Origin of the sequence: Methylobacterium sp. Leaf93, from assembly GCF_001422345.1 — a bacterium.
Lineage (GTDB): Bacteria > Pseudomonadota > Alphaproteobacteria > Rhizobiales > Beijerinckiaceae > Methylobacterium > Methylobacterium bullatum.
Genome location: NZ_LMMS01000012.1, coordinates 413,948 through 437,229, shown reverse-complemented (window position 1 = coordinate 437,229; position 23,282 = coordinate 413,948). Strand labels below are relative to the sequence as shown.

The window sequence follows — 23,282 nt, the reverse complement described above, 5'->3', positions numbered from 1 at the left end:
CCTCGTAGTCGATCGACCAGAGACTCTCATGACGACCTCGTTCCGCTCCCCGTCCTCCGGCCCCTCCCGCCGCCGTTTCCTCGAGACGTCCCTGCTCGGTGCCGGTGCCCTCGCTGGTGGTCTCGCGGGCCATTCGGCCGCTGCCGCCACCGGCCGCACGACCGACACGCTGCGCCTGACCTGGGGCTATACCGGCCTCACCTTCATCGCCAAGGAGCGCGGCGAGTTGGTGAAGACGCTCGCCAAAGACGGGATCAAGGTGGAATGGGTCGGCCCGTTCCCCAACCACGCGCCGACCCTCCAGGCGGTCACCGGCGGCACCGCCGATTTCAGCTTCGGCGGCAGCACGACCCCGGCGCTCGCCGCCATCTCCGCCGGCTCGCCGCTGGTCTTCACCCAGTTCCTCATCTACAGCCCGCGCACCACGGCCATCATCGCCAAGGACGGGTCCGGCATCGACAAGGTCGAGGATCTCGTCGGCAAGTCTGTGGCGGTGAACCGGTCGGGGCTCGGCGAGTTTCTGGTGGTGGCGGCGCTGGAGAAGCACGGCATCGACCGGTCCAAGGTCAAGTTCGTCTATCTCAACCCGCCCGATGCCGCCCCGGCGCTGGCCTCCGGCAAGGTTGATGCGTGGTCGATGTGGAGCCCCGGCGTGGACATCGCCCGCTTCGACTACAAGGCCCACGACATCTTCCTCGAAGAGCGCGACCTGCCCTTCCAGATCGATTTCACCTCCTACCTGACGCGCCGGGATTACGTCGCGAAGAACCCCGATCTCGTCCGCGCCTTCCATGCGGCGCTGAAGAACGACGCCGATTGGGCGTCCGCGAACACGGAAGAGGCCGAGCGGCTCACACAGGCCAAGGCGGGCTACAGTGACCGGGTGCGCGACCACTTCATCGGCCTGCGCAAGCAGTACAAGCTCTACGCGACGGACGATCAGGCCTTCCTATCGGAGCTCCAGAAGGCGGCCGAATGGCTGGTCACGCGCAAGGTCCTGCCCGAGCCGGTGACCGTCACCGATCACCTCGTCCGGGTCTGACGGGATCGTCACCCCGTGGCAGGCCCCGGTCCTCGCGTCCCAGCGGCGGACCTCGTATCTCACTGGAACGGGCCGGGAGCCGATGCTTCCCGTCGGCCGGACCTATTCCGAACGTCTCGCACTCCCGAGCAGCGCGCGGGCGGCTTCGTGACGGATCTCGCCCGTCTCGCAGGTCTTGCAGATCGCCCCGAGATAGCGACCGTCGATCACCGTCGCGGCGAACAGCCCAGACTTGAAGCGGTTCGCGGCCTGTGTCTCCACGGCGTACCAGAGGCGTGTCCCGAACCGCACCTTGCCGAATTCGCCGCGCAACGTCGCGTCCTTGCTCGTGCTTTTCAGGGCGCTGCGGATGCGGGTGTAGCGGGAGGTGGGCGAGGCGTAGAGCCCGTCGAGACGGGCCGTGTCGTCGCCGTCGTCTCCGACGGGATCGCGTCTCAGGAACAGGGTGCAGACCTCCAGGGTGCGCTTGCAGGAGAGCGTGCCGCAGACGAGACGCACGGTCATCCGGCCCGTGGCGTCACCGGTCGCCTCGGCGGGATCTTCCAGGGTCCATCCCTCCGGGATATCGATGACGAAGCCCTGGTCCAGACGGACCGTCCGTGTCCTCGCGGTCTCCCCGCCCCAGGCCGCTCCCGCGACGGTCAGTGCCGGGAACACGCATGCGAGGGCGAGCCAGCCGGAGCGGCGTTTCGGAGCACGGCTCATGACGGTCCGCCGTCCGAAAGCAGATGGCGCGCCGCGAGCGCCTCGAAACGGGCGAGTGCGTCCGGATCGAAGGCGCGTGTCGGGAGTGGCAATACGCTGCCCCAGCGCATCGGCAGGACGATGAGCTCGCCCAGGCGCTCGCAGCCCCGGAAGTTCGTCCAGCCGAGGCGTGCCCAGGCTCCTCCTTGGGCGACCGAGAGGCCCCGGGCGTCGGCATGGGCATAGGACGTGCCGGGCCGTGCCTCCCTCGCGAGATCCCGTCCGAGCTCGCGCGCCGCCCAGCGACGGTTCCAGGGACCGAGCGCGAGGACGAGCAGGACCACCGCCGCGGCCCCTATGGCCGGCTTCAGGAAATCGGTTCCCGCCATCTCGAGGAAGAGCGGGAACGCGATGGAGAACGGGACGCGGTAGGGGTCCACCGCCCAGACGAAGGCGACGATGCCGGGAACGAGCAGGCTCAGACCGACGAAGAGCAGCACTGCCCCGCGCATCCGTGCTCGCCGCATCGCCGGCCGGTCGAGGGTCCTGGTCACGAGCGCCGCCCGATCCTCCGCCGTGAGCGTGAAGGCGATGCGCACCGCATCCCCGGCTTCGTCGGCGAAGGGATCGGTGTCGTCGGGCGGGTGGGGCGACAAGGGCCGCCCGGCGGCGGTCCAGGCCCGAACGCCGTCGGCCTGCGCCGTCGTGAGATCGGCCTTGGCGAGGACGATGGGTTCGCCCTCGACATCCGTCAGGACGAAGAGGTGGAGACGGTCCTCGTCCAGCCCCTTGATGAGATGCCAGGGCAGGAAAGCCTCCAGATCCGCACTCGTCTGCGTGATCCCGGCATCGTCGAAGCGGTAGGTCATCGGCACGGGCGTGTCTTCGCCGGGGGGGCCGATCGCGGCGACGAGCCGCTGCTGCAGCAGCCACGGGTAGGCCGCGTGAAGGGTGAGGCAGGCGAGTGTCACGACCGCGAGGAGCGCGGCCAGCGGCCAGAGCGACAGGTCGGGGAGGTCCTGCAGAAACCCGGACATGGTCTTGCCTTTACGGCCACCCTCCGTCGCCCAGGTCGAGACGAAGCCGAGCAGGGCGAAGAACCATAGCGCGGGTAGTCCGACCGTCAGGATACGCCGCCGGAATGCCGCCGAGCGAGGTCGGTGCATCCAGGCGATGCCGGCGAGTCGATGGGTGAAGCGAAGCGGGGCGGCGAAGACGAGGGGCGCGCCGGGGGATAGCGGACGTGCCGAAATGGATGGGACGACGGGCAGGGTTGCATCTCCTACGACGCGCGGCGCGCGCTCATGGCGCTACGCGGGTTTCGCAAAAGTGATCGCTGGTTGTGCGGCCGAAAACCTGCGACGCTCCAAATGCCAATGCGGACCCGCACAGGTCCGGCAGTCCTCCATCGTGCCCGGACCGGGCGGCTGAGACAACCGCTGACGACACGGGGTGGTTGAGAGCATCGCGGGATTCGAACGCCCGCGCGCCGTATTTGCCGCCGGCGGCCGCTTTCGGGCGTGACGACACGCGAGCGTGCGAGGCCCGATCCGACGAGACCGGGCCGCAGGCGAATTTCCTCCTCAACCGAGCGGTCCGAAGGGCCGCGTCGACCGAGGGGCCTGGCTCACCGAGCCGGTGCTAGACCCGCCCGGCTGCGTCGTTCATCGCCGCCGCCGCCGCGGCCAGTCCCCAGCGGACCATCTTCTCCGCGTCGGCGGCCGTCCCCGCCTCCGCGTAGCAACGCAGCTCGGGCGCATTGCCGGATGCACGGAAGTGGATCGTGCGTCCCCCGTCGAGTTCGACTCTGACACCGTCCTGTTCGTCCACGGATTGCGGCGTGCCGAGCGGGCGGAAGAAATCCGCGCGGAAGGTCTCCCGGCCGAGCTGGCGCAGCAAGGCGCCGCTCTTCTCCGCAGGCGTTTCGGGCAGGCGGTCACTGGCGGTCTCGCCGACCTTCAGGGAAACGACGAGTTCGGCGAGCGTCAGGCCGGCGTCCCGTGCCGCCGCCAGGGTCGCCACGATCGGAAGGATCGCATCGCGCGTGGGCAGGGCCGCGAGGATCCTGTCGCCGACGGCAATGTCCGAACCGAGGAGGAAACCGCCATTGGCTTCGAAACCGACGACGCTCGTGGCTCCGTCTTTCTGCGCCAGGCCCATCCCCGCGATGACGAACGGCGAGCCGACCTTGGTGCGCAGCACGCGCCGGAAGCCGCCCGCATGCTCGATGGCCGAGCCCGCCGTGACGGGGACGACGACCGTGTCGACACCGAGATAGCGTGCGGTGATCAGCCCGAGGACATCGCCCCGGACGATCCGACCGGCGGCGTCCGCGAGCAGCGGCCGGTCCGCATCGCCATCGGTCGTCACCAGCGCGTCGAAGCCGCCCGATGCCATCGCGTCGCGGATGAACGCGATGTCTTCGGGGCGGTGGGCTTCCGTGTCGATGGGCACGAAACTGTCGGAGCGGCCGATAGCCACGACCTCGGCCCCGAGGGCGGCCAGCACGTCGGCGAGGAGATCGCGCGCCACGGAACTCTGCTGATAGACCGCGATCCTCTGGCCGGCCAGGATGGTGGACGGGAACGCCTCGGTGTAGCGCTGGCGGTAGCGGTCGATCGCCCCCGGTTCCGGCGTGGCGGCGTCAGTCGGCGGCATGTCGCCGACCCTAGAGATGTCGCCCAGGGCGGCGAGGATCGCGACCTCGTCGGTTTTCGTGATCTCGCCGTCGGGCCGATAGAATTTCAGGCCGTTGCGATCCGACGGAATGTGGCTGCCGGTGACCATGACGGCGCAGGCCCCGCGCCGGAAGCCTTCCAGCGCGAGGGCGGGTGTCGGCAAGGCGCCGCAATCGAACACGGTCAAGCCGGCTCCCGCCGCGGCGGCGGCCACCGTCCCTGCTATCCCCTCGCTGCTGTCGCGCAAGTCCCGGCCGATCACGACGTCGCGGCTGCCGCCGGTCGTCGCGGCGATCGAGCGGAAGAACGCGCTGGCATAGGCGTAGCTCGGCCATCCCACGAGGTCGGTCACCAATCCGCGCAGGCCACTGGTCCCGAATTTCAGACTGCTCATGAGCTTTCCACTTGCGATGGGCGCGACGGTGCGACGAGCCCCGCTTTTAGGTGGAGTGTGCCGCCGCCTCAATCGGTTCCCGGCAGGGTGTCTCGATCGATTTCAAGCGCCGGGGCGGATTGCCATGCGACCACCGGGCGTTGGGGAGTGCCACGCTCACCCTCACCACCGCTTCCGGCTCCGGGCACGATGGCGCAGCGGGAGCTTCGTGAGCCGACGCGTCATGTCGGAATGACGCCACTTCAGGTCGGTTGTGGCCGCAGGCTGTAGGCCGCTTCACGCGATCGCGGTGATCCGATGGAGAAGCGACATCAGATCGGATTGGCGCCGCGTCTGCGTCTTCGAGAAGATCGACGCCAGATGTGTCCGCACGGTCCACAACGTGATGCGTTTGTCGGATGCGATTTCCGCGAGTGTCTTTCCAAAGCAAATCTGCTTGGCGATACTGGACTCGGTCTGCGTAAGGCCGAACATCTTCTGCATGACCTCGTTGCTAGGGTCCGGGTTCTCGTTCAGATCGACAATCGTCACGAGCGTATAGCCGTAAGCATCCGTCTCATCGCCAGCGGGCATGGCATGAATGGCCAGCGAGCGCTTTCCCTGGCGAGGCACCATGATCCACGACTCGGACCTGTGCCGGAACCGTGTTCCCCCCGCTTCGAGCACGTTCTTGAAGCCGGCCCTCAGGTCCACGGACTTGGGCGTTTCCTCGTCGTTGAATTCCTGGATGGCTCGGATAGCCGCCTGATTGGATTCCACCACATCCCCGTCGGAATCCAGAAGCAGAGCGCCACAACCCATGCGATCCAAAACGCCGAAGAAACGGCTATTGAGCGACACGATTTGCTCCCCAATGCAGCTTTGTTCAGTATTATTGTGTCCGACGCTTGCTACGTCTTCGACGCTACAGGGACGGGGCCGGCCTGATTTGCCTCACGAGCGGACAGGCCTGCAAGGCGAGGGGAAATCTCCAAGGTCCGCATTCCCTCGTCCAACTACTTAAGTAGCCATCATGGCGACTCGCCAAAAGCTGCAAGCGCCGCGAACTCATCCACGCATGCCTTATAGCGATTGTTTCCACAACGAAACGTGCATGTCCATAATTCTCGCACGCTCCGATGGTTGCTAGTCCACGTTACGGGGCGGACCAATATTTTTCCATCCCCATGATAACTGATTGACCGACGTGGGAAATTCTCGATTTTCAACAGATCGGGGATCATGGCTCGATCTCTGCTCGAGGGATGATTTCGGTTTGTCATCCCTCATATGAGGGAGGCAGGCGAGATTTTATTTGTGGGTCGCTCCCTCGGACGTGCGATGTCAGACGCTTCCCCACGGATTAAGCTATAAATTGCATTTTTTGAGATTGCGACCAGTGACGTCCCCCCTCCCTTTTTTTGGCGGGCCGCCTCCGTCGGGTCCACCGGGCGCGCTCATCCCGCATGTTGCAACCCATCCGGGGCAAGGGTGCGGAGGCAGGGAAGTGACGGTGACGGCATCCCGACCTGCAGCGATGGATCGGCGCGGAACAGCCGCTTCAGGAACCCCGTGACCGCCTGGATGCGGGGGGAGAAGCGCAGGTCCGTATGCACGTTGAGCCAGAGATCGCGACTGGTCGAGGCGGTCTCATGGAGCACGGGGACGAGGTCGTCGCGCGCCTTCACGGCGAAGCTCGGCAGAAGCACGAGGCCGAGACCGCCCGCGGCGGCGTTCTTCTGGGCGATCATGCTGTTGGAATGGAACACGATGTGACGGTCGAGCACGACGTCGTCGAGCCAGCGGACGCAATCCACCTGGATGAGGTCGCTGATGTAGGAGACGAAGGCGTGATGGCGCAGATCGTCGACGCTCTGCGGCATGCCGGCCCGGGCGAGGTAGGCAGGGGCGCCGTAGAGGCCGAGCCGGAAGCGTCCCACCTGTTCGGAGACCAGCCCCTGGCCCGGCGGTTTGAAGAAGCTCAGGAAGAGGTCGGCCTCGCGCCGGTTGACGTAGACGGTCTGGGACGAGGTGACGAGTTCGATTGCGAGATCCGGGTGGGTCTCACGCAGGCGCATGAAACGCTCGGCGAGGTAGAGCGAGGCGATGCCCTCCATCGTCACGAGCCGCACCCGCCCGCTGGCCTGTGCTGCCGAGGGAGAAACCTCCTCGCCCATGGCGATGACCGCGCTCTCGACCCGCTCGGCATGTCCGAGGAGGCGCTGGCCCGGCTCGCTCAGGCGAAGCCCTGACGGCACGCGCTCGAAGAGCGCGATGCCCAGCGCACTCTCCAGATGGGCGAGGCGGCGGCTCACCGTCGATTGATCGCCCCTCAGGCGCTTGGCCGCCCCGGCGAGGCTGCCGCCCCTGGCGGCGTTGAGGAAGACTTTCAGGTCATCCCAGTCGAGCAGATCGAGCGCAGCCATGGGGATCTTTTGGCAAGACTCGCGCCAAGCCCGGCCATTTGGTCGCCGCCGACGCCGGGTCCCTTCCGCAAGGCGCCTTGCAGATTTGCCCACTTCGCGCGCGCCGGGCGCCGGCTAGGCTGGTTCACGAAAGGGTGAATTCATGCTTCCACGCTTCAAGGCCGCGGCGATCCACGCTGCCCCCGTCTTCCTCGACGCCGCCGCCACCACCGACAAGGCGGTCTCGTTGATCCACGAGGCGGCGCGGGCGGGGGCGGGCCTCGTCGCCTTCCCGGAGACCTTCATCCCGGCCTTTCCGGTCTGGGCGGCGCTCTCGGCTCCCATCGACAACCACGATCTCTTCGCCCTCATGGTCGAGCAATCCGTCCTGGTCGACGGGCCGGAGATCGGGCGCATCCGTCAGGCGGCGCAGAAGGCGGGCATCGTCGTGTCCTTGGGGCTCAGCGAGCGCTCGCCCGTGAGCGTCGGCTGCCTGTGGAACGCCAATCTCATCATCGGCGCGGATGGCGCGATCCTGAACCATCATCGCAAACTGATGCCGACCTATTACGAGAAGCTCATCTGGGCCCCGGGCGACGGCGCCGGGCTGAAGGTCGTGGAGACCGGGATCGGGCGTATCGGCCAGCTCATCTGCGGCGAGAACACCAACCCGCTGGCACGCTATGCCCTGATGGCGCAGGGCGAGCAGTTCCACATCTCGTCCTGGCCCCCGGTCTGGCCGACGCGGCGACCAAAGGGGGGCGGCAATTACGACAACCTGGCGGCCAACCGCCTGCGGGCCAGCGCCCATTGCTTCGAGGCCAAGGTCTTCGGCCTCGTGACGGCGGGCATGCTGGACGGCAAGGCTTACGATTTCCTCGCCGCCCGCGATCCCGGCGCCGCCGAAGTCCTCGACGGGACGCCGCGCGCCGCCTCGTTCTTCGTCGATCCCACGGGGGCGCAGATCGGCGAGGCGCTGCAGGAGGAGGGGATCCTCTATGCGGAGATCGACCTCGACGCCTGCATCGAGCCCAAGCAGTTCCACGACGTGGTCGGCTATTACAACCGCTTCGATGTGTTCGACCTCGGCGTGAACCGCCAGCGGCTCGTTCCCGCCCGGTTCCGCGACGGCCCGGAGCTTGCTGCCGCATCCGAGCCCCCGGCCCCTCCGGCGAACGGCGCGTAAGCTTCCGAACCGGAAGTCCGCCCCGATCCTCCGCCTCCGATCCTTCGCTTCAACCACCCAGAATGGAGATGTGCCATGACCATCGACCGTCGCAAGCTCATCCTCGGAGGTGCCGCCGGACTGATGCTGCCGGATCTTCGTGGAGCCTTCGCCCAGAGTCCGGCACAGATCGGAACGTTCCCGGGCGGCGTCGGCGCGGATTCGGTCTTCATCGGCCTCAACATGCCGCTCACCGGGGTCTTTTCCGGCGATGGAAGCGACCTGAAGCTCGGCTATGAACTCGCCATCGCACAGATCAACGCGGGCGGCGAGATCCCCGCCGCATGGGGGCTCAAGGGCAAGGGCGTCCTGGGCCGCCAGATCCGCCACAAGATCGCCGATACGGAGGGCAAGCCCAACGTGGCGGTCCAGGCCGCGACGCAGTTCATCCAGCGCGACAAGGCCATCATGTTCCAGGGCTCCGTGAGCAGTGCGGAGGCCATCGCCCTCGAGGAGCTCGCGAGCCGCGACAAGGTCCTCTACATGGTCGGCATCGCCGGCTCGAACGACGTCACCGGCAAGAACTGCCAGCGCTACGGCTTCCGCTCGCAGCAGAACGCCTACATGGCCGCCAAGGCCCTCGCCCCCGTCGTCGCCAAGGCGCTCGGCAAGACGCTCAAGGCCGCCTTCCTCGTTCCCGACTACACCTACGGCCAGACGGTCTACGATTCCTTCTCCAAGTTCTCGAAGGAGCAAGGCTGGACGCAGGTCCTGAAGGAGACGGTCCCCCTGGGGACGGCCGATTACAGCTCGGCGCTTCTCAACATCGCCAACAGCGGCGCCGACGTCTTCGTCAACATCTGCTTCGGCTCGGATGCCGTGGCCTCCACGAAGCAGGCCGAGCAATTCGGGGTCCTGTCCAGCATGAAGCTCGTGGTGCCGAACCTGTCCTCGTTCCAGGACAAGGAGGTCGGCCCGGAACTGATGCAGGGCGTCTACGGCTCCTGCGACTTCTGGTGGACGCTGCAGGATCGATTCCCCCTCGCCAAGACGTTCGTGGAGGCCTTCCTCGCCCGGAACGCCTATCGCCCGCGCTGGGGCGCCCACATCGCCTACATGCAGACCTATCTCTGGGCGCTCTCGGTGGAGAGGGCGGGCGGTTTCAACCCCGTCGACATCATCAAGGTGATGGAGGGCTCGAAGGCGCAGCCCTACGAGACCACGATCGGCCGCGTCTATTTCCGCGCCGAGGACCACCAGATGGTCCGGCCGATCCCGATCCTGCGCGGCAAGGCGCCCTCGGCCATGAAGGGGCCGGAGGATTTCTACGAGGTCGTCGACCTCGTGGACGGCGAGACCGTGATGAACCCGCCCGACCTGTTCGGGTGCAAGCTCGGCCCTTACAGCTGAGGCGCGCCGTCATGCCGAGCACCGCCGTCCTCCTCTCCCAGGCCTTCAACGGCCTCGCCCTCGGCAGTCTGCTGGCTCTCGTCTCCAGCGGGCTCACCATCATCCTCGGGACGCTCGGCGTCCTGAACTTCGCCCATGGCGCGCTGTTCGCTGTCGGCGCCTACACGGCCTTCGTGATGATGCAGGCCACGCACTCCTTCGTGCTCGCCATGCTCGGCGGCTGCGCCATCATGCTCATCATCGGCTTCACGATGGAGCGGCTCGTGATCCGCCACTTCTACGCCCGGCCGGACGAGGACCAGATCCTCGTCACCTACGGGATCGGCATCGTCCTGGTCGAGGGATTGCGGGCCGGGTTCGGCGGCAACAGCCAACGGGTTCCGGTGCCCTCCTGGGGCACCGGCGCGACGAAGCTCGGGTTTATGATCTACCCGACCTATCGCCTGCAGCTCATCGGCATCGTCGCGGCGCTCCTCGTGGGCCTCTACCTCGTGCTCTACCGGACCTCGGTCGGCCTCGTGGTGCGGGCCGGCATCGAGAATGCCGGCATGGTCGGCATCCTCGGCATCGACGTGCGGCGGACCTTCCTGCTCGTCTTCGCGGTGGGCATCGTCGCCGTCGGCCTCGCCGGCATGCTCTACGCCCCCGTGGTGGCGGTGACGCCCGACATGGGCGCGAGCTTCATGGTGCAGTCCTTCGTGGTCATCGTGCTCGGCGGCCTCGGATCCTTTCCCGGCGCCATCGTCGGCGGACTCATCGCGGGCGAGATCATCAGCCTCACCAGCGCCTTCGATTCCGCCTACTCGGAAGTCATGCTCTACGGCCTGATGGCCCTCGTCCTCGTGGCGCGGCCGCAGGGCCTGTTCGGTACGGAGGGACGCGTCTGATGACACGCGGCCCCCTCCGGGCGCTGTTGCCCGAGCTCGCTCTCTTCGTCGTTCTCGTCGCCGCCCCCGTCCTCCTGCCCCCGCTCGGCTTCTCCCACGACCTGCTGTCGCGGGCGCTGAACTGGGCCCTGTTCGGCCTCGGCTTCGACATCCTCTTCGGGCTCGCCGGCCTGCTCTCCTTCGGGCAGGCGGCCTTCTACGGGGCCGGCGGTTTCGTCGCCGCCTACCTGCTGGTCTCGGGGACGATCCAGAGCGTCTGGCTCGCCTTCCTCATCGGCACGCTGGCCGCCGGCCTGTTCGGCATCGCCGTCGGCTGGCTCGCCGTGCGGCGGATCGGTATCTACTTCGCCATGATCACCCTGGCCTTCGGCCAGATGGCCTACTTCATCCAGAACTCGTCGCTGTCGGATTACACGGGCGGCGAGAACGGGATCGCCGGGGTGCCCGTGCCGGTGATCGGCTTCGGCGAGGGCGCCCTCCGGATCACGGCGGGCCTGCCGATGTATGCGCTGCTGGCCGCGACCTTCTTCCTCGGGTTCGTGCTGGCCCGGCGCATCGTGCGGTCGCCGGTGGGCCTGATCCTGAAAGCCATCAAGGAGAACACGCCCCGCGTGGCCATGCTCGGCCACGACGTCCCCGCCTACAAGCTCGCGGCCTTCACCATCGCGGCGCTTTATGCGGGCCTCGCCGGCGCGATGCTCGGCTCCTTCCAGAGCTACATGCCGCCGGACGCCTTCGCGCTCGAGACGTCGGGCCAGCTCGTGGTGCAGACCATCGTCGGCGGGGTCGGCACCCTCGTCGGCCCCCTGATGGGGGCGGCGCTTTGGCTCTGGCTGCGGGACAACCTTCAGCTCATCCCCGGCCTGGGTCCTCTCTGGAAGCTCATTCTCGGGGTCGCCTTCATCGGTCTCGTGATGGGCCTGCGCCGCGGCATCTGCGGCGAGATCCTGCATCGTTGGGAGCGTCGTCGCGATGCGGCGTTCCTGCGTGCCGCCGAGGCCCGCACCGAGGCGATGGAGGCGGCGACCGGCGCGGTCACTCTCGAAGTCCCGGCCGAGGTCGCGCTGCCCATGCCCCGGCCGGCCATCGACGGCCGCGCGTCGCATGCGGAGATCGCCCTGGAGGCTCAGGATCTCGCCCGCCATTACGGAGGCTTGAAGGCCGTGGACGGGGTCAGCTTCCGGGTCCGGCGAGGATCGATCCATGCGGTGATCGGCCCGAACGGCGCCGGCAAGAGCACCCTCTTCAAGATGCTCTCCGACGAGGTGAGCCCGAGTGCCGGCTCGGTCCTGCTGTTCGGTGAGCGGCTCACGGGGGCGGGGGTGACCCGCGCCGCCCAGCTGGGCGTCGCCAAGAGCAACCAGCTCAACCAGCTCTTCCTCAACCTCACGGTGCGGGAGAACCTGCGGGTGGCCGCCCTCGCCCGGGCGCGCGGCAGGTTCCGCCTCGATCTCCTCGCCCCCTCGGTCGGGCGGGCGGAGGTGGAGGAGCAGGTGGAGACCATGCTGGCCATCCTCGATCTCGGCCCGCGGGCGGAAACCCGCGCCAGCATCCTGGCCTACGGCGAGAAGCGCCGCCTCGAAATCGGGATGGCGCTGGCGACGAGCCCCAACGTCCTCCTCCTCGACGAACCGCTCGCGGGGATGAGTCCCTCCGAACGGGTCGCGACCTGCGCGCTGATCCGGCGGATCGGACGGTCCTGCACGATCCTCATCGTCGAACACGATCTCGATGCCGTCTTCGACCTCGCCGAGCAGGTCACCGTCCTCAGCGACGGGCACCTCCTCGCGGATGGACCGGCCGAGGATGTGCGCCGCGATCCCGCCGTGCGCAAAGCCTATCTCGGCACGGGACCGGACGAGGACGGGACCGGCGAGGCCACTCGCATCCGGGGAGCCATGAATGAGCCTGCTTGAGGTCGAGAGCATCAACACGCTCTACGGGGATTCGCACGTCCTGTTCGACGTGTCGCTCCGGGTCGAGGAAAACGAGGTCGTGGCGCTTCTCGGCCGCAACGGCGCGGGCAAGACGACGACGCTCCGGACGCTGATGGGCGCCCTGTCTCCGCGCAGCGGGACGATCCGTCTCGACGGCAAGCCGATCCACGGCCTGCGGCCCGAGAAGATCGCGCGTGTCGGGATGCAGCTCGTCCCGGAGGAGCGCGCCGTCTTCGGCACTCTCACGGTGGAGGAGAACCTGCGCGTCGCCCGCCTGACCGCACAGAAGCCATGGTCCCTCGACCGGATCTGGGAGGTTTTTCCGCGATTGAAGGAGCGCCGCACGTCGCGGGGGCGCACCCTGTCGGGTGGCGAGCAGCAGATGCTCTCGATCGCCCGGGCGCTCATCCGCGATCCCCGGATCATCCTCCTCGACGAGCCGTTCGAGGGCCTGGCCCCCCTCATCGTCCAGGACCTGATCGCCTTGACCCGACGCCTCGCGCAGGAAGGCCGGACGATCGTCGTGGTGGAGCAGAACGTTGCGGCGGTGCTGAGCTTCGCCCAGCGTGTCTACGGTTTCAACAACGGCCACGTCGTCTACGAGGGGCAGGCCGCCGATCTCCGCGCCGATGCAGCGCCGATGCGGGCCTTCATGGGCCTCGCCGCGTAGAGCGTCTGTCCCAAATGGCGGGTTGTGGCTGACCGGCCGGACGACGCGGCATGGGTGGGAAGCACGATGAATCGCCTCGACAGGGGCTTTGCGCCCTGAGATAAGCCACCGGCGACCGCTGGATGACGAGGCGTTTTAAGTCTTTGTCGCCGCGTCGCATTTTTCCGAGAAGCGGCTCCGGATCCCGAGCCGGCTCTGTAGGGAGAGGCGAACATTGGCGATTGATGAAGAGGCTATTGCCGAGAAGACGTTCCTGACCTTCCTTCGCAATGGAGAGCGGGACGCCTTCCTCCAACTGGAAGCCGAGTTGCTGGGCCAGTCCGTCGAGAAATGGGGCGCCCTGGTCGCAGCGTATCACTCCCTGCTCACCCTCGACGACATCGCGGCGGAGGCCGGGCTCGACGAGCGGTTTCGTCCGAAGATCTGGTGGATGCGCAGTCCGTTCCCGGGGAATTTCGGCGATATCCTGACGCCCTACGTGCTCTGGCATGCCTTCGGCGTCATGCCCCGGTGGTACAATTCGAAACAGGCGGACGGGCTCTGCATCGGCAGCATCGCCAAGTTCGCCCGGCCCGGCATGCATTTGTGGGGGACCGGCATGCCCCGCAGCACCGACGACATCTGCCCGACCGCGATCTATGCGGCGGTTCGCGGCCCGCTCTCGCGCGACGCCGTCCTGGCCGCCGGTGGGCAATGCCCCGAAATCTACGGCGATGCCGCCATCCTGCTGCCCGAGCTCTACGCGCCTGCGGTGGAGAAGACTCACAAGGTCGGCATCATCGCGCACGTCCTGCAGGAAGCGCGGATCCGCAAGGCCGTGGAGGCGGTGGGCGCCGACCACGTCAAGGTCATCTCGCTCCTCGCCGTGTCGTTCGAAGACATCGAGCGGGTGATCCGCGAGATCCTCTCCTGCGACGAGATCGTCACCACCTCGCTGCACGGCCTCATCGTAGCGCATGCCTATGGTGTCCCCGCCCAATCGGCGCGGCTGTCGGAGGGCAAGAAAGAGGCGAAGGATTCCTTCAAGATGCGGGACTACAAGCAATCGGTGGGTCTCTCCGACGACGCCTTCGAACTTCCCCGCACGTTCGGCGACGTGGCTTGGCTCGAGCGCCGAGCCTGCGTGCTGCCGCCCTCCCCCCTCGATACGAAACCTCTGCGGGCTGCCTTCCCGTTCCCGGTCCGGTTTCAGGAACCACCGGCCGCGAGGGCTTAGAGCTCACGCGGAAAGACCGCTCCCGTCGCGGAAAGGGTTCCCGCTGCGAATGCGGCGGGAGCCCTTTCATGTTGGATCGTCGGGGTCGGGCCGCGGCGCTTTCGGAGTGCATCTTTGATTGGATTTTTCGGCGGATTTTCCCGCCGAAGCCGATCCTCCAATCAGATTCCCTCATCCTGAGGTGCCCGCGTCAGCGGGCCTCGAAGGCGCCCTCCAGTGGTCGCGTGATCCCTGGAAGCCTCCTTCGAGGCCGCCATGCGGCACCTCAGGATGAGGTAAAGCCTTGGAAAAACAACTCAAACAGGGTCTCAGTTCAGCGCCACGGTGAAGGCGCCCTGGGTCTTGGAGCGGATCTCCTCCTCGGTGACGCCATCGGCGAGCTCGACCAGGACCATGCCGCCATCGCCCTTCTTGTCGATGGTGAAGACGCCGAGATCGGTGATCACCATGTCGACGACGGCGGTGCCGGTCAGCGGCAGGTCGCAGGCGGTGAGGAGCTTCGGGCTTTCCGATCCGTCCTTCCCCTTGGCGGTGTGCTCCATCACCACCACCACCTTCTTCACGCCGGCCACGAGATCCATGGCGCCGCCCATGCCCTTCACCATCTTGCCGGGGATCATCCAGTTGGCGAGGTCGCCGTTCTCCGCCACCTGCATGGCGCCGAGGATCGACAGGTTGATGTGCCCGCCCCTGACCATGCCGAAGGAATCGGAGGACGAGAAATAGCTCGTGGTCGCCAATTCGGTGATCGTCTGCTTGCCGGCATTGATGAGGTCGGGGTCTTCCTCACCCTCGTAAGGGAAAGGCCCCATGCCGAGCATGCCGTTCTCGGATTGCAGCTGCACCGACATGCCATCGGGAATGTAGTTCGAGACCAGGGTCGGAATGCCGATGCCGAGGTTCACATAGTAGCCGTCGCGCAGCTCCTTGGCGGCGCGCGCCGCCATCTGTTCGCGGGTCCAGGCCATGGTGGTGTCTCCCTAGGATGTCAGACGGCGGCGGAAGAGGTGGCGGCCTCGCCACGCTTGCGCGTGGTGCGCTGCTCGATCCTCTTCTCGCGGATCGCCACGTGGATGATGCGCTTGACGAAGATGCCCGGCGTATGGATCGCGTCGCCGTCGATCTCGCCCGGCTGGACCAGATGTTCCACCTGGGCCACCGTCACTTTGGCGGCGGTGGCCATCATCGGATTGAAGTTGCGCGCGGTCTTCCGGTAGACGAGATTGCCTTCGGTATCGCCCTTCCAGGCATGGACGATGGCGAGATCGGCGAAGAGACCGCGCTCCATCACGTAATCCTCGCCGTCGAACTCGCGCACCTCCTTGCCCTCGGCGATGAGGGTTCCGACGCCGGTCTTGGTGAAGAAGGCCGGGATGCCCGCCCCGCCGGCGCGGATGCGCTCGGCCAGGGTGCCCTGGGGGTTGAACTCGATGGCGAGTTCGCCGCCGAGATACTGGCGGGCGAATTCCTTGTTCTCGCCGACATAGGACGAGATCATCTTGGCGATCTGGCGGGTCTGCAGGAGCTTGCCGAGGCCGACATTGTCGATGCCGGCATTGTTGGAGATGACGGTGAGATCCTTGACCCCTGACGCCTGGATCGCGTCGATCAGCTCGTCGGGGATGCCGCACAGGCCGAAGCCGCCGGCCATGATCGTCATGCCGTCCTTGAGCAAGCCGGCGACCGCCTGCGTGGCGTCGGAATATACCTTCTTCATCTCAAGCCTTCCTCCCGAAATCTGGTTCCTGGCGCCGTTTCGGGCTGCCCTGCGAAACGCGAGCCAATCCCGCCTCCCCGGCCCGGCTCACGCGGGGCTCGGATCGACAAGGGAGGGCCGCGTCCGTCTGTCCTGTCTTTGCGCCAGAACATGCTCTGCGCCAGGACATGGCGTTTCGGCAAGATCCTGCGGGAGAACATCGTGGTGGAAAGGATAAGGGTCACGAGACCTGTAGCAGGTTGAGCCGTCGGGGAAGGTCGGCTCCAAGGACGAGAGCCCGTTTCCGAATCCTCCACTGCGGAGAAATGATGCATGGCAGACAAACCCCGTCCGGCTCGCTATGGAATGAAACGGGGGGCAGGTTTTCGAAGATCGACCGCAGCGGCTGGGCGAGGCCGCGCGCGGGACCGCGCGTTGCGGTTTTGCTCCGATAGGGAGAAACATGCCGCTCCGTCGCCTCCTGCCGGCCGTCTGTATCGGCAGCCTCGTCCTCGCCCTGATCGCTGCCTGCCTGCCCTGGTCCGTGGCCTCCGCGCGCCTCACGCGGGGCGTCGGCAAGGCGCTGGCGACCAATTACGGGATCGCGATGACGGCCGAGGGGCGGGCGGGCATCGCCCTGCTTCCCATTCCAAGGCTGGATTTCGAGGGAGTCCGTCTCAGCGCCGGGACGGTCGACGGGCCGCTTCTCGCCGAGGGCGGAACGCTCACCCTCAAGCTCGGCATCCGCGCCCTCCTCGCCGGCCGCATCGAGATCGACACCCTCTCCCTCGAGCGCACCACGATCACCCTCCCCGTCGATGACGGGGATCGGCGCTGGGTCGAGCCGTTCCGCCGGCTGAAGGCGCGCCTGACCGAGGGCGGCGCGTCGCGTCCCCGTCGCATCAGCCTCACGGATGCGACCCTGGTGGGGCGCGATCCCCGCGACGGCAGTGCCCAGACCGCCAGCGACGTCGATCTGGTCCTCGCCTGGCCGTTCTGGAGTTCGCAGACCAACGTCGCGGGAAACTTCGTCTGGAACGAGACTCCCACCCGGTTCTCCCTCTCCGGGGTTCGTCTGGACGAGCTGTTCGCGGGCCGTGAATCCCCGTTCTCCGCCAGCGCGACTTGGCCCGCGGGCCAGATGACGGCGGAGGGAAGCGGAAGCCTCTCCGACGGGGTGTCGCTTCGCGGCCAGGGCAGCCTGCAGACCCGTTCCCTGCGCGAGACCTTGGCCTGGGCGGGGACGGACATCGCCCTGTCGCCCTTCCTCGATACCTTCGCCGTCGACGGCACGTTCGAGAGTTCGGGCCGCAACCTGCTCCTGCCGACCATGCGTCTGCGGCTCGGTGACAACAGCCTGGAAGGTGCCGGCTCGATCAGCTTCGGCCAGGGCCGCCCGGCCCTGCAGGCGACCCTGGCGGCGGAGAGCCTGAACCTCGCCCCCGTTCTGGCCACCCTGGTCCGGGTCTTCGGCTCGGACGACACGTTGAACGCCAACGGCTGGAGCCGGCAGAGCCTGGCCCTGCGGCCCTTCACCGGCGGCGACCTCGACCTGCGTCTCTCGGCGGGCAGTGCCCGCCTCGGCCCGGTGGTGATGGAGGATCTCGCATCCAGCCTGCTGGTGCGCGACGGCAGCGTGGAGGGCTCTCTCGTCCGCGCGCTGGTGAGGGGCGGCCTCGTCAAGGGGCGGTTCGGCCTCACCACCTCCGCCACCGATCGCGGCGAGACCGAACTGCGCGCGCAGGGGGCTTTCGACCAGCTCGATCTTGGCGCCCTCCTGGTCGATGTCGGGCAGGAGGGCTGGATCCTGGGCAACGCCCAGGGGCAGTTCACCCTGGAGGGATCGGGCCGTACCGCCGCCGGGCTGATCGCTCACCTCAACGGACGTTCGTCCTTGGCCATGGAGAACGGCACCCTCGCCGGCCTCGACCTCGCCGACGTGATCCACCGCAACGGCGTCGCCGCCGATGGCGCCCTGGTCCGCCGGAACGGCCGTACGCCCTTCGAACGCGCGGGGGTGATCCTGCGCTTCGTCGACGGGATCGGCGAGATCACGGATGGAATGCTGAAGACCACGTCGTTGTCCGCATCGCTGCGCGGAACCCTGTCGCTGCCGGAGCGGACCCTCGCCGCCAGGGCGGAACTGACACCCCGTGCCTCCACCGACACCGTCCTGCGGCCGGTCTCACCCCAGACCCTGTCTTCGGCCCCGGCGCAGGGGCCGCTCTTCGACATAGACGGCCCCTGGGATGCCGTCGCCGTTCGCATCATCCCGCGCGAGGGCGGTTCCGACCTCGACTCCCGGGGCGGCTCGATCCTGTCGCCCGATGCGATACAGGGGCCGCGGACGGGGGCGCTCGACCTGCCGACGCGCGTGCGCGCCTACGTGCCCTGAGCGCCGGCGGAGGGGCGGCCGGTGAGGAAGGACGCCGTCAGTACGACGAGGGTGACGCCGCCGACCAGTAGCGTCGAGGCGGCGTTGATCTCCGGGTTCACGCCGAGACGGACCTGGCTGTAGAGCCGCATCGGCAATGTCGTCGCCCCCGGCCCCGAGACGAAGCTCGCGATGACGAGGTCGTCGAGGGAAAGGGTGAAGGCGAGGAGGAACGCCGCGACCAGGGACGGTGCGATCAGCGGCAGGGTAACGGTGGCGAAGACGCGGATGGGTCCCGCTCCCAGATCCGCCGCCGCCTCCTCCAGGGAGCGGTTGAGCCCCTTCAACCGGGCGCCCACCACCACGGCGACGAAGCCGAGGCCGAGGGTGGCGTGGGCGATGACCAGGGTCACGAGGCCACGGTCGAGGCCGAGCCCGACGAAGAGCAGCAGCAGCGACAGGCCGGTGATCACCTCCGGCATCACCATCGGCGCGTAGACGAGGCCGGTGAAGGCACCCCGTCCGGTAAAGCGGCCGCTGCGGTCGAGAGCCAGCGCCGCCAGGGTGCCTAGGACGGTCGCCACCAGGGCGGCGAGCGACGCCACTTTCAAGGAGACGAGGGCGGCGGCGATGAGCGGGCCGTCGTTGAGGAGTACCCCGTACCAGCGTGTCGAGAACCCGCCCCAGACCGTCACGAGGGACGACGCGTTGAACGAGAAGACGACGAGGACGGCGATCGGCGCGTAGAGGAAGGCGAGCCCGAGCCCGAGGCTGATCCGGTTGAGCCGGCTCATCGGCCGACCTCCCCTCGCCCGCGTTCGGCATCCCGGAACAGCACGATCGGTCCCACGATGAGGACGAGGAGCAGCACCGCCACCGCCGAGGCGAGGGGCCAATCCCGGTTGGAGAAGAACTCGCTCCACAGGACGCGGCCGAGCATCAGCGTGTCCGAGCCGCCGAGGAGATCGGGGATGATGAACTCGCCCACCATCGGAATGAAGCAGAGGAGCGCACCCGCGACGATGCCGGGCCGGGCCAGCGGCAGCGTGACGGTCCAGAACGCCCGCGCCGGTGAGGCCCCGAGATCGGCGGCGGCCTCCGTCAGGGTTGGGTCGAGGCGGGAGAGCACGGCATAGAGCGGCAGCACCATGAAGGGCAGGTAGGCATAGGTCAGCCCGATCATCACCGCCGCCGGCGTATTCAGGATGTCCAGGGGGCGGGCGATGAGACCGGTCCAGATGAGGCCCGCATTGAGCAGGCCCTCGGGCTTCAGGATCGCGATCCATGCATAGATGCGGATGAGGAAGCTCGTCCAGAACGGCACGATCACCAGGGCCACGAGAAGCGGCTGGAGCCGGGCCGGCGAGCGGGCCAGCGCATGGGCGACGGGCGTGCCGAGGATCACCAGGATCGCGGTCGCCGTGGCCGCATAGACCAGGGAGGACAGGGCCGCGTCGCGATACAGGCTGTCGCCGGCCAGGGTCTCGAAATTGGCGAAGTCCAGGGCTTCGAGGAACGCGCCCCATCCGTCGATGCCGGCGCTCCAGTCGAGTACCGGCAGGTAGGGCGGCTGCGCCGTCGCCGGCGAGGACAGGCTGATCTTGAGGGTGATGAGGCAGGGCAGCAGCACGAAGGCGGCGAGCCACAGATACGGCGCAACCGGGAGGAGCCGCTTCATCACGCCGCCATGACCGTCGCGGCGTCGGGGGCGAAGGACAGGCGCACCGGGGCGCCGCCGGCGATCCCGGCTCCGGCGGGCAGGGTCGCGCGGATCGTGGTACCGTCCACCATGCGGATCTGGAGACGGATGCGGTCGCCGAGATAGGTCGAGGCCTCGACGTACCCGTCGATGGCGTTGCGATCCCCGGCGGCCATCGAATCGATGGGTGAAGCCCCGATGCGCTCGGGGCGCAGGGCGACCAGCGCGGGGACGCCGGCGGCCGGGGCGCCTTCCCCGAGGACGAGGACCGGACCGAGGGCGGTCTCGACCCGCACCAGCGCCCCGTCGGCGTCCTGGACCGTCCCTGGGATGAGGTTCACGTCGCCCAGCAGGCCGGCGACGAAGCGATTGACGGGTCGTTCGTAGAGCGTCTCGGGCCGGCCGATCTGAACGAGACGGCCCTTGTCCATGACGCCGATCCGGTCCGCGAGCGCCATGGCCTCGGAAGGGTCGTGGGTGACGATGATGAAGGCGGTGCCGAGGCGGCGCTGGATCGCGCGCAACTCCCCCTGGGTCTCCTCGCGGAGCCCCCGGTCGAGGGCGCCGAGGGGCTCGTCGAGGAGGAGGACCTTCGGTTCGCGCGCCAGGGCGCGTGCGAGGGCGACACGCTGGCGCTGGCCTCCGGACAGGGTCTCAGGCGCCCGGTTCCCAAAAGCGTCCATCCGCACCAGGCGCAGCAACTCGTCCACGCGGGCGGAGGCGGCCGAACGTCCGAGGCCTTTCAGCCCGTAGGCGATGTTGCGCGCGACGCTGAGATGGGGAAACAGCGCGTAGGACTGGAACATCATGTTCACCGGCCGCCTGTGCGGGGCGAGGCCGGTGAGATCGGTGCCGTCGAGGCGGATCGCCCCGCCCGTGGGCGTCTCGAACCCGGCGATCAGGCGAAGCAGGGTGCTCTTGCCGCAGCCGGAGGGGCCGAGCAGGCACAGGATTTCGCCCGACGGCATGTCGAGCGAGAGATCCGCCACCGCGTCATGGGTGCCGAACGTCTTCGTCAGCCGTTGGAGGGTGAGGAACGGGACCACGGCGTTCCGCGCCGTCAATTGTCCTCGCGCAAGGCTTCGGCCACCCGCGCCTCCAGCAGGTCCGGCCGGCGGATGACGAGGGCGCCCCTTGTCCGGTCGATCAGGCCATCGGCCGCCATCACGGTGAACTCGCGGGTCACCTGCTCGCGCCGGCAGCCGATGCGGGCGGCCAGTACGTGGTGATAAGGCGGCGGCGTCACCACCCGTTCGCCGTCGCCGCCGGCGCGCGGCACGGACAGGCGCAGCAACTCGGCATAGAGTCGGTGGCGCAGGTCGAGGAGCGCGTGTTCCATCAACCGTGTGTTGAGTTCGCGTACGCGCTTGGCGAGCAGCCGGAACAGACGGTCGGCGATGGCCTCGGAGGCGAAGATCATCTGCCGGAAGATCGGGGCCGGGACGACGCAGACCTCGCCGCGGGTCAGGGCGGTGACGTTGGCCGAGCGGCCGATCCCGTCGAGGGCCGCGAGCTCGCCGAAGAACGCGCCGCCCCGCATCTCGCCGAGGATCACTTCCTTGCCCGACTGCGACCGGTTGAGGATGCGGACCTCGCCGGAGGCGAGAAAATACACGTCGGTGGAGATGTCGTCGTAATCGACGAGGACTTCGTTCTCATCGAACCGGCGCCAATGGCAACGGGTCTCGTAGGTCGACAGCTCTATTCCCGGCTCCTTGAAGAAGGGGATTGTCGCCAGCCGTCCTGCGGTCACGGGTATCGTCTCCTAAAGCGCGTGATCGTTAAGCTGCCGGTCCCGTGGGTCAACCCATTCCGGCGGCCCATCCCTACCAAAAAGTCGGTCCGCCGGATTTTGGGGTCCGCTGCGGCCCCGCGATCGTGCGGAGGAAAGCGCCCTCTCCTCGCGCGTAGTTTACCTGCCTTTGCGATCGCGCGGGGTTACGATACGCGCATACCGGAAATGAACACGCTGTCTCATGACAATCCCGGTTGATCGCTCCGGGAGCCGAGAAGTGCTGGTAAGGTCAGCGTCATCGAGAGGAGTCGCAGGCGCTACACGTCAGCCAGGGCCATCCAGGATCGAGGCGGAAGTCCCCTCGCCGTGGTGGACGCAAGACGTCGCGGCCAAATCCCCCGCCCCATCGATCCAGGCCGTGCACGACGTGGCGTCGGCGAGTGCGCGCCAACGGCAGGCGACCCTGTCCGCTAGCTTCCGTCTGACGGGCTACGGCCTACATACCGGGCGCCGCGTCACGGTCACCGTCGCGCCGGCCGGCGACGACCACGGCATCGTGTTCCGACGCGACCTCGGCCGTGGCCGCACGGTGGATGTGCCGGCCCTCTGGACCTTTCGCGAGACGCAACCGCTCTGCACCGCCCTTCGCTCGCCCCACGGCCCCCTGGTCCGGACCGTGGAGCATCTTCTGGCCGCGCTCTACGCCCATCGCATCGACAACGCGCTGGTCTGCCTCGACGCGGAGGAACTGCCGATCTTCGATGGCGGCGCTCTGCCCTGGTGCGAGGGCCTGCTCGCGAGCGGCCAGACCGAGACCGACGCTCCGCTGCGCAGCATCCGGGTGCTGCGGCCGGTCGAGGTCCGCCAGGACCACCGGACGTTGAGGATCGCGCCGGCGGATGCGCTCCACCTCTCCGGTCGTCTCGCACTCTCGCGTTTCGACCCCATGCACTGGTCCGGCACGATCACCCCGGAGGTGTTCACCGAGCAGTTGGCTCCCTCGCGCAGCTTCGGGCGGGCCAAATGGGCGATTCCGGCCAAGATCTACGGCACGCTGCTGGGCAAGCCGCTGCTGCGGGGGGCGAACCTCTCCTCGACCGCCTGTATCGTCGGCGGGCGGATCCTTGGCGGGATGACGGTGCCCGACGAGCCGGTGCGCCATCGCATGCTGGATCTGATCGGCGATCTGGCGCTGGCGGGATACCCGATCCTCGGCCGGATCGAGGCCGCGCATACGGGGCACGAACTGAACCACGCCCTGGTCGCGGCCCTGATGAACGATCCCGCCGCCTGGGAACTGACCTGACTAGG

Annotated in this window: 20 protein-coding genes; 9 read left to right on the top strand and 11 right to left on the bottom strand. The window is 67.8% G+C overall.

The annotated features are described in order from the left end of the window. The first annotated feature begins 28 nt into the window (after positions 1-28). Positions 29-1,042 carry an NrtA/SsuA/CpmA family ABC transporter substrate-binding protein gene (locus ASF26_RS10605; protein ID WP_056253117.1) on the top strand — a complete coding sequence of 338 codons (1,014 nt, stop codon included), beginning with the start codon at positions 29-31 and terminating at the stop codon, positions 1,040-1,042. A 102-nt stretch (positions 1,043-1,144) separates the two neighbouring features. Here the strand turns inward: ASF26_RS10605 and ASF26_RS10600 are convergent, their stop codons facing one another. From ASF26_RS10600 to ASF26_RS10580, 5 genes are all read right to left on the bottom strand, one after another. Continuing rightward, the gene (locus ASF26_RS10600) at positions 1,145-1,747 is read right to left on the bottom strand and encodes a hypothetical protein (RefSeq protein ID WP_056253113.1); all 603 of its coding nucleotides are present in this window, start codon (positions 1,745-1,747) and stop codon (positions 1,145-1,147) included. After that, positions 1,744-2,892 (bottom strand): YcxB family protein, encoded by a 1,149-nt coding sequence (locus ASF26_RS10595; protein WP_056253109.1) that lies wholly within the window; start codon positions 2,890-2,892, stop codon positions 1,744-1,746. The genes ASF26_RS10600 and ASF26_RS10595 overlap by 4 nt, the downstream gene beginning before the upstream one ends. Before the next feature lie 475 nt (positions 2,893-3,367). After that, on the bottom strand, positions 3,368-4,798 hold the full coding sequence (locus tag ASF26_RS10590) for a phosphomannomutase (RefSeq protein WP_056253107.1): 1,431 nt from the start codon (positions 4,796-4,798) through the stop codon (positions 3,368-3,370). A 276-nt stretch (positions 4,799-5,074) separates the two neighbouring features. Further along, positions 5,075-5,638: a helix-turn-helix transcriptional regulator gene (locus tag ASF26_RS10585; protein WP_156462943.1), complete on the bottom strand. Its 564-nt coding sequence runs from the start codon at positions 5,636-5,638 to the stop codon at positions 5,075-5,077. Between the two features lie 596 nt (positions 5,639-6,234). Further along, complete coding sequence (locus ASF26_RS10580) at positions 6,235-7,203, bottom strand: LysR family transcriptional regulator (RefSeq protein WP_056253101.1); 969 nt, start codon at positions 7,201-7,203, stop codon at positions 6,235-6,237. A 142-nt stretch (positions 7,204-7,345) separates the two neighbouring features. Here ASF26_RS10580 and ASF26_RS10575 point away from each other — a divergent pair, with 142 nt between their 5' ends. The 6 genes from ASF26_RS10575 (at position 7,346) to ASF26_RS10550 (ending at position 14,467) form a co-directional block, all read left to right on the top strand. Continuing rightward, positions 7,346-8,368 carry a carbon-nitrogen hydrolase family protein gene (locus ASF26_RS10575; RefSeq protein ID WP_056253096.1) on the top strand — a complete coding sequence of 341 codons (1,023 nt, stop codon included), beginning with the start codon at positions 7,346-7,348 and terminating at the stop codon, positions 8,366-8,368. A 75-nt stretch (positions 8,369-8,443) separates the two neighbouring features. Then, positions 8,444-9,757, top strand: a complete 1,314-nt coding sequence (locus ASF26_RS10570; RefSeq protein WP_056253093.1) for a substrate-binding protein — start codon at positions 8,444-8,446, stop codon at positions 9,755-9,757. Between the two features lie 11 nt (positions 9,758-9,768). Next, entirely contained in the window at positions 9,769-10,644 is an 876-nt protein-coding gene (locus ASF26_RS10565) for a branched-chain amino acid ABC transporter permease (protein ID WP_056253091.1), read from the top strand. Then, positions 10,644-12,560 (top strand): branched-chain amino acid ABC transporter ATP-binding protein/permease, encoded by a 1,917-nt coding sequence (locus ASF26_RS10560; protein WP_056253088.1) that lies wholly within the window; start codon positions 10,644-10,646, stop codon positions 12,558-12,560. The genes ASF26_RS10565 and ASF26_RS10560 overlap by 1 nt, the downstream gene beginning before the upstream one ends. Beyond that, positions 12,547-13,251 (top strand): ABC transporter ATP-binding protein, encoded by a 705-nt coding sequence (locus ASF26_RS10555; RefSeq protein ID WP_056253085.1) that lies wholly within the window; start codon positions 12,547-12,549, stop codon positions 13,249-13,251. The genes ASF26_RS10560 and ASF26_RS10555 overlap by 14 nt, the downstream gene beginning before the upstream one ends. 214 nt (positions 13,252-13,465) lie before the next feature. After that, the gene (locus ASF26_RS10550) at positions 13,466-14,467 is read left to right on the top strand and encodes a polysaccharide pyruvyl transferase family protein (RefSeq protein WP_056253080.1); all 1,002 of its coding nucleotides are present in this window, start codon (positions 13,466-13,468) and stop codon (positions 14,465-14,467) included. 308 nt (positions 14,468-14,775) lie between these two features. On the opposite strand, the gene ASF26_RS10545 is transcribed toward ASF26_RS10550, so the two are convergent. Together ASF26_RS10545 and ASF26_RS10540 are read right to left on the bottom strand one after the other, a co-directional pair. Beyond that, complete coding sequence (locus tag ASF26_RS10545; RefSeq protein WP_018043206.1) at positions 14,776-15,435, bottom strand: 3-oxoacid CoA-transferase subunit B; 660 nt, start codon at positions 15,433-15,435, stop codon at positions 14,776-14,778. A 20-nt stretch (positions 15,436-15,455) separates the two neighbouring features. Next, positions 15,456-16,184: a CoA transferase subunit A gene (locus ASF26_RS10540; RefSeq protein WP_056253077.1), complete on the bottom strand. Its 729-nt coding sequence runs from the start codon at positions 16,182-16,184 to the stop codon at positions 15,456-15,458. A gap of 442 nt (positions 16,185-16,626) precedes the next feature. Here ASF26_RS10540 and ASF26_RS10535 point away from each other — a divergent pair, with 442 nt between their 5' ends. Then, positions 16,627-18,558: an AsmA family protein gene (locus ASF26_RS10535; RefSeq protein WP_056253074.1), complete on the top strand. Its 1,932-nt coding sequence runs from the start codon at positions 16,627-16,629 to the stop codon at positions 18,556-18,558. Here ASF26_RS10535 and ASF26_RS10530 read toward each other — a convergent pair. Genes ASF26_RS10530 through ASF26_RS10515 form a run of 4 tightly spaced genes read right to left on the bottom strand, consistent with a single transcriptional unit; the run spans position 18,546 to position 21,989 of the window. Beyond that, a complete protein-coding gene (locus tag ASF26_RS10530) occupies positions 18,546-19,331 on the bottom strand; it encodes an ABC transporter permease subunit (protein WP_056253071.1) in 786 nt (261 codons plus the stop codon). The two genes, ASF26_RS10535 and ASF26_RS10530, sit on opposite strands and share 13 nt — an antisense overlap. Continuing rightward, positions 19,328-20,215: an ABC transporter permease subunit gene (locus ASF26_RS10525; RefSeq protein WP_056253068.1), complete on the bottom strand. Its 888-nt coding sequence runs from the start codon at positions 20,213-20,215 to the stop codon at positions 19,328-19,330. Before ASF26_RS10525 ends, ASF26_RS10530 begins: the two co-directional genes overlap by 4 nt. After that, entirely contained in the window at positions 20,215-21,300 is a 1,086-nt protein-coding gene (locus ASF26_RS10520; RefSeq protein WP_056253065.1) for an ABC transporter ATP-binding protein, read from the bottom strand. Before ASF26_RS10520 ends, ASF26_RS10525 begins: the two co-directional genes overlap by 1 nt. After that, positions 21,297-21,989, bottom strand: coding sequence for a Crp/Fnr family transcriptional regulator (locus ASF26_RS10515; protein WP_018043200.1), 693 nt, complete (start codon positions 21,987-21,989; stop codon positions 21,297-21,299). The genes ASF26_RS10520 and ASF26_RS10515 overlap by 4 nt, the downstream gene beginning before the upstream one ends. A 400-nt stretch (positions 21,990-22,389) precedes the next feature. Between ASF26_RS10515 and ASF26_RS10510 the strand changes: the two genes are divergently transcribed. Next, positions 22,390-23,277, top strand: a complete 888-nt coding sequence (locus ASF26_RS10510) for a UDP-3-O-acyl-N-acetylglucosamine deacetylase (RefSeq protein ID WP_348271082.1) — start codon at positions 22,390-22,392, stop codon at positions 23,275-23,277. Positions 23,278-23,282: the final 5 nt, after the last annotated feature.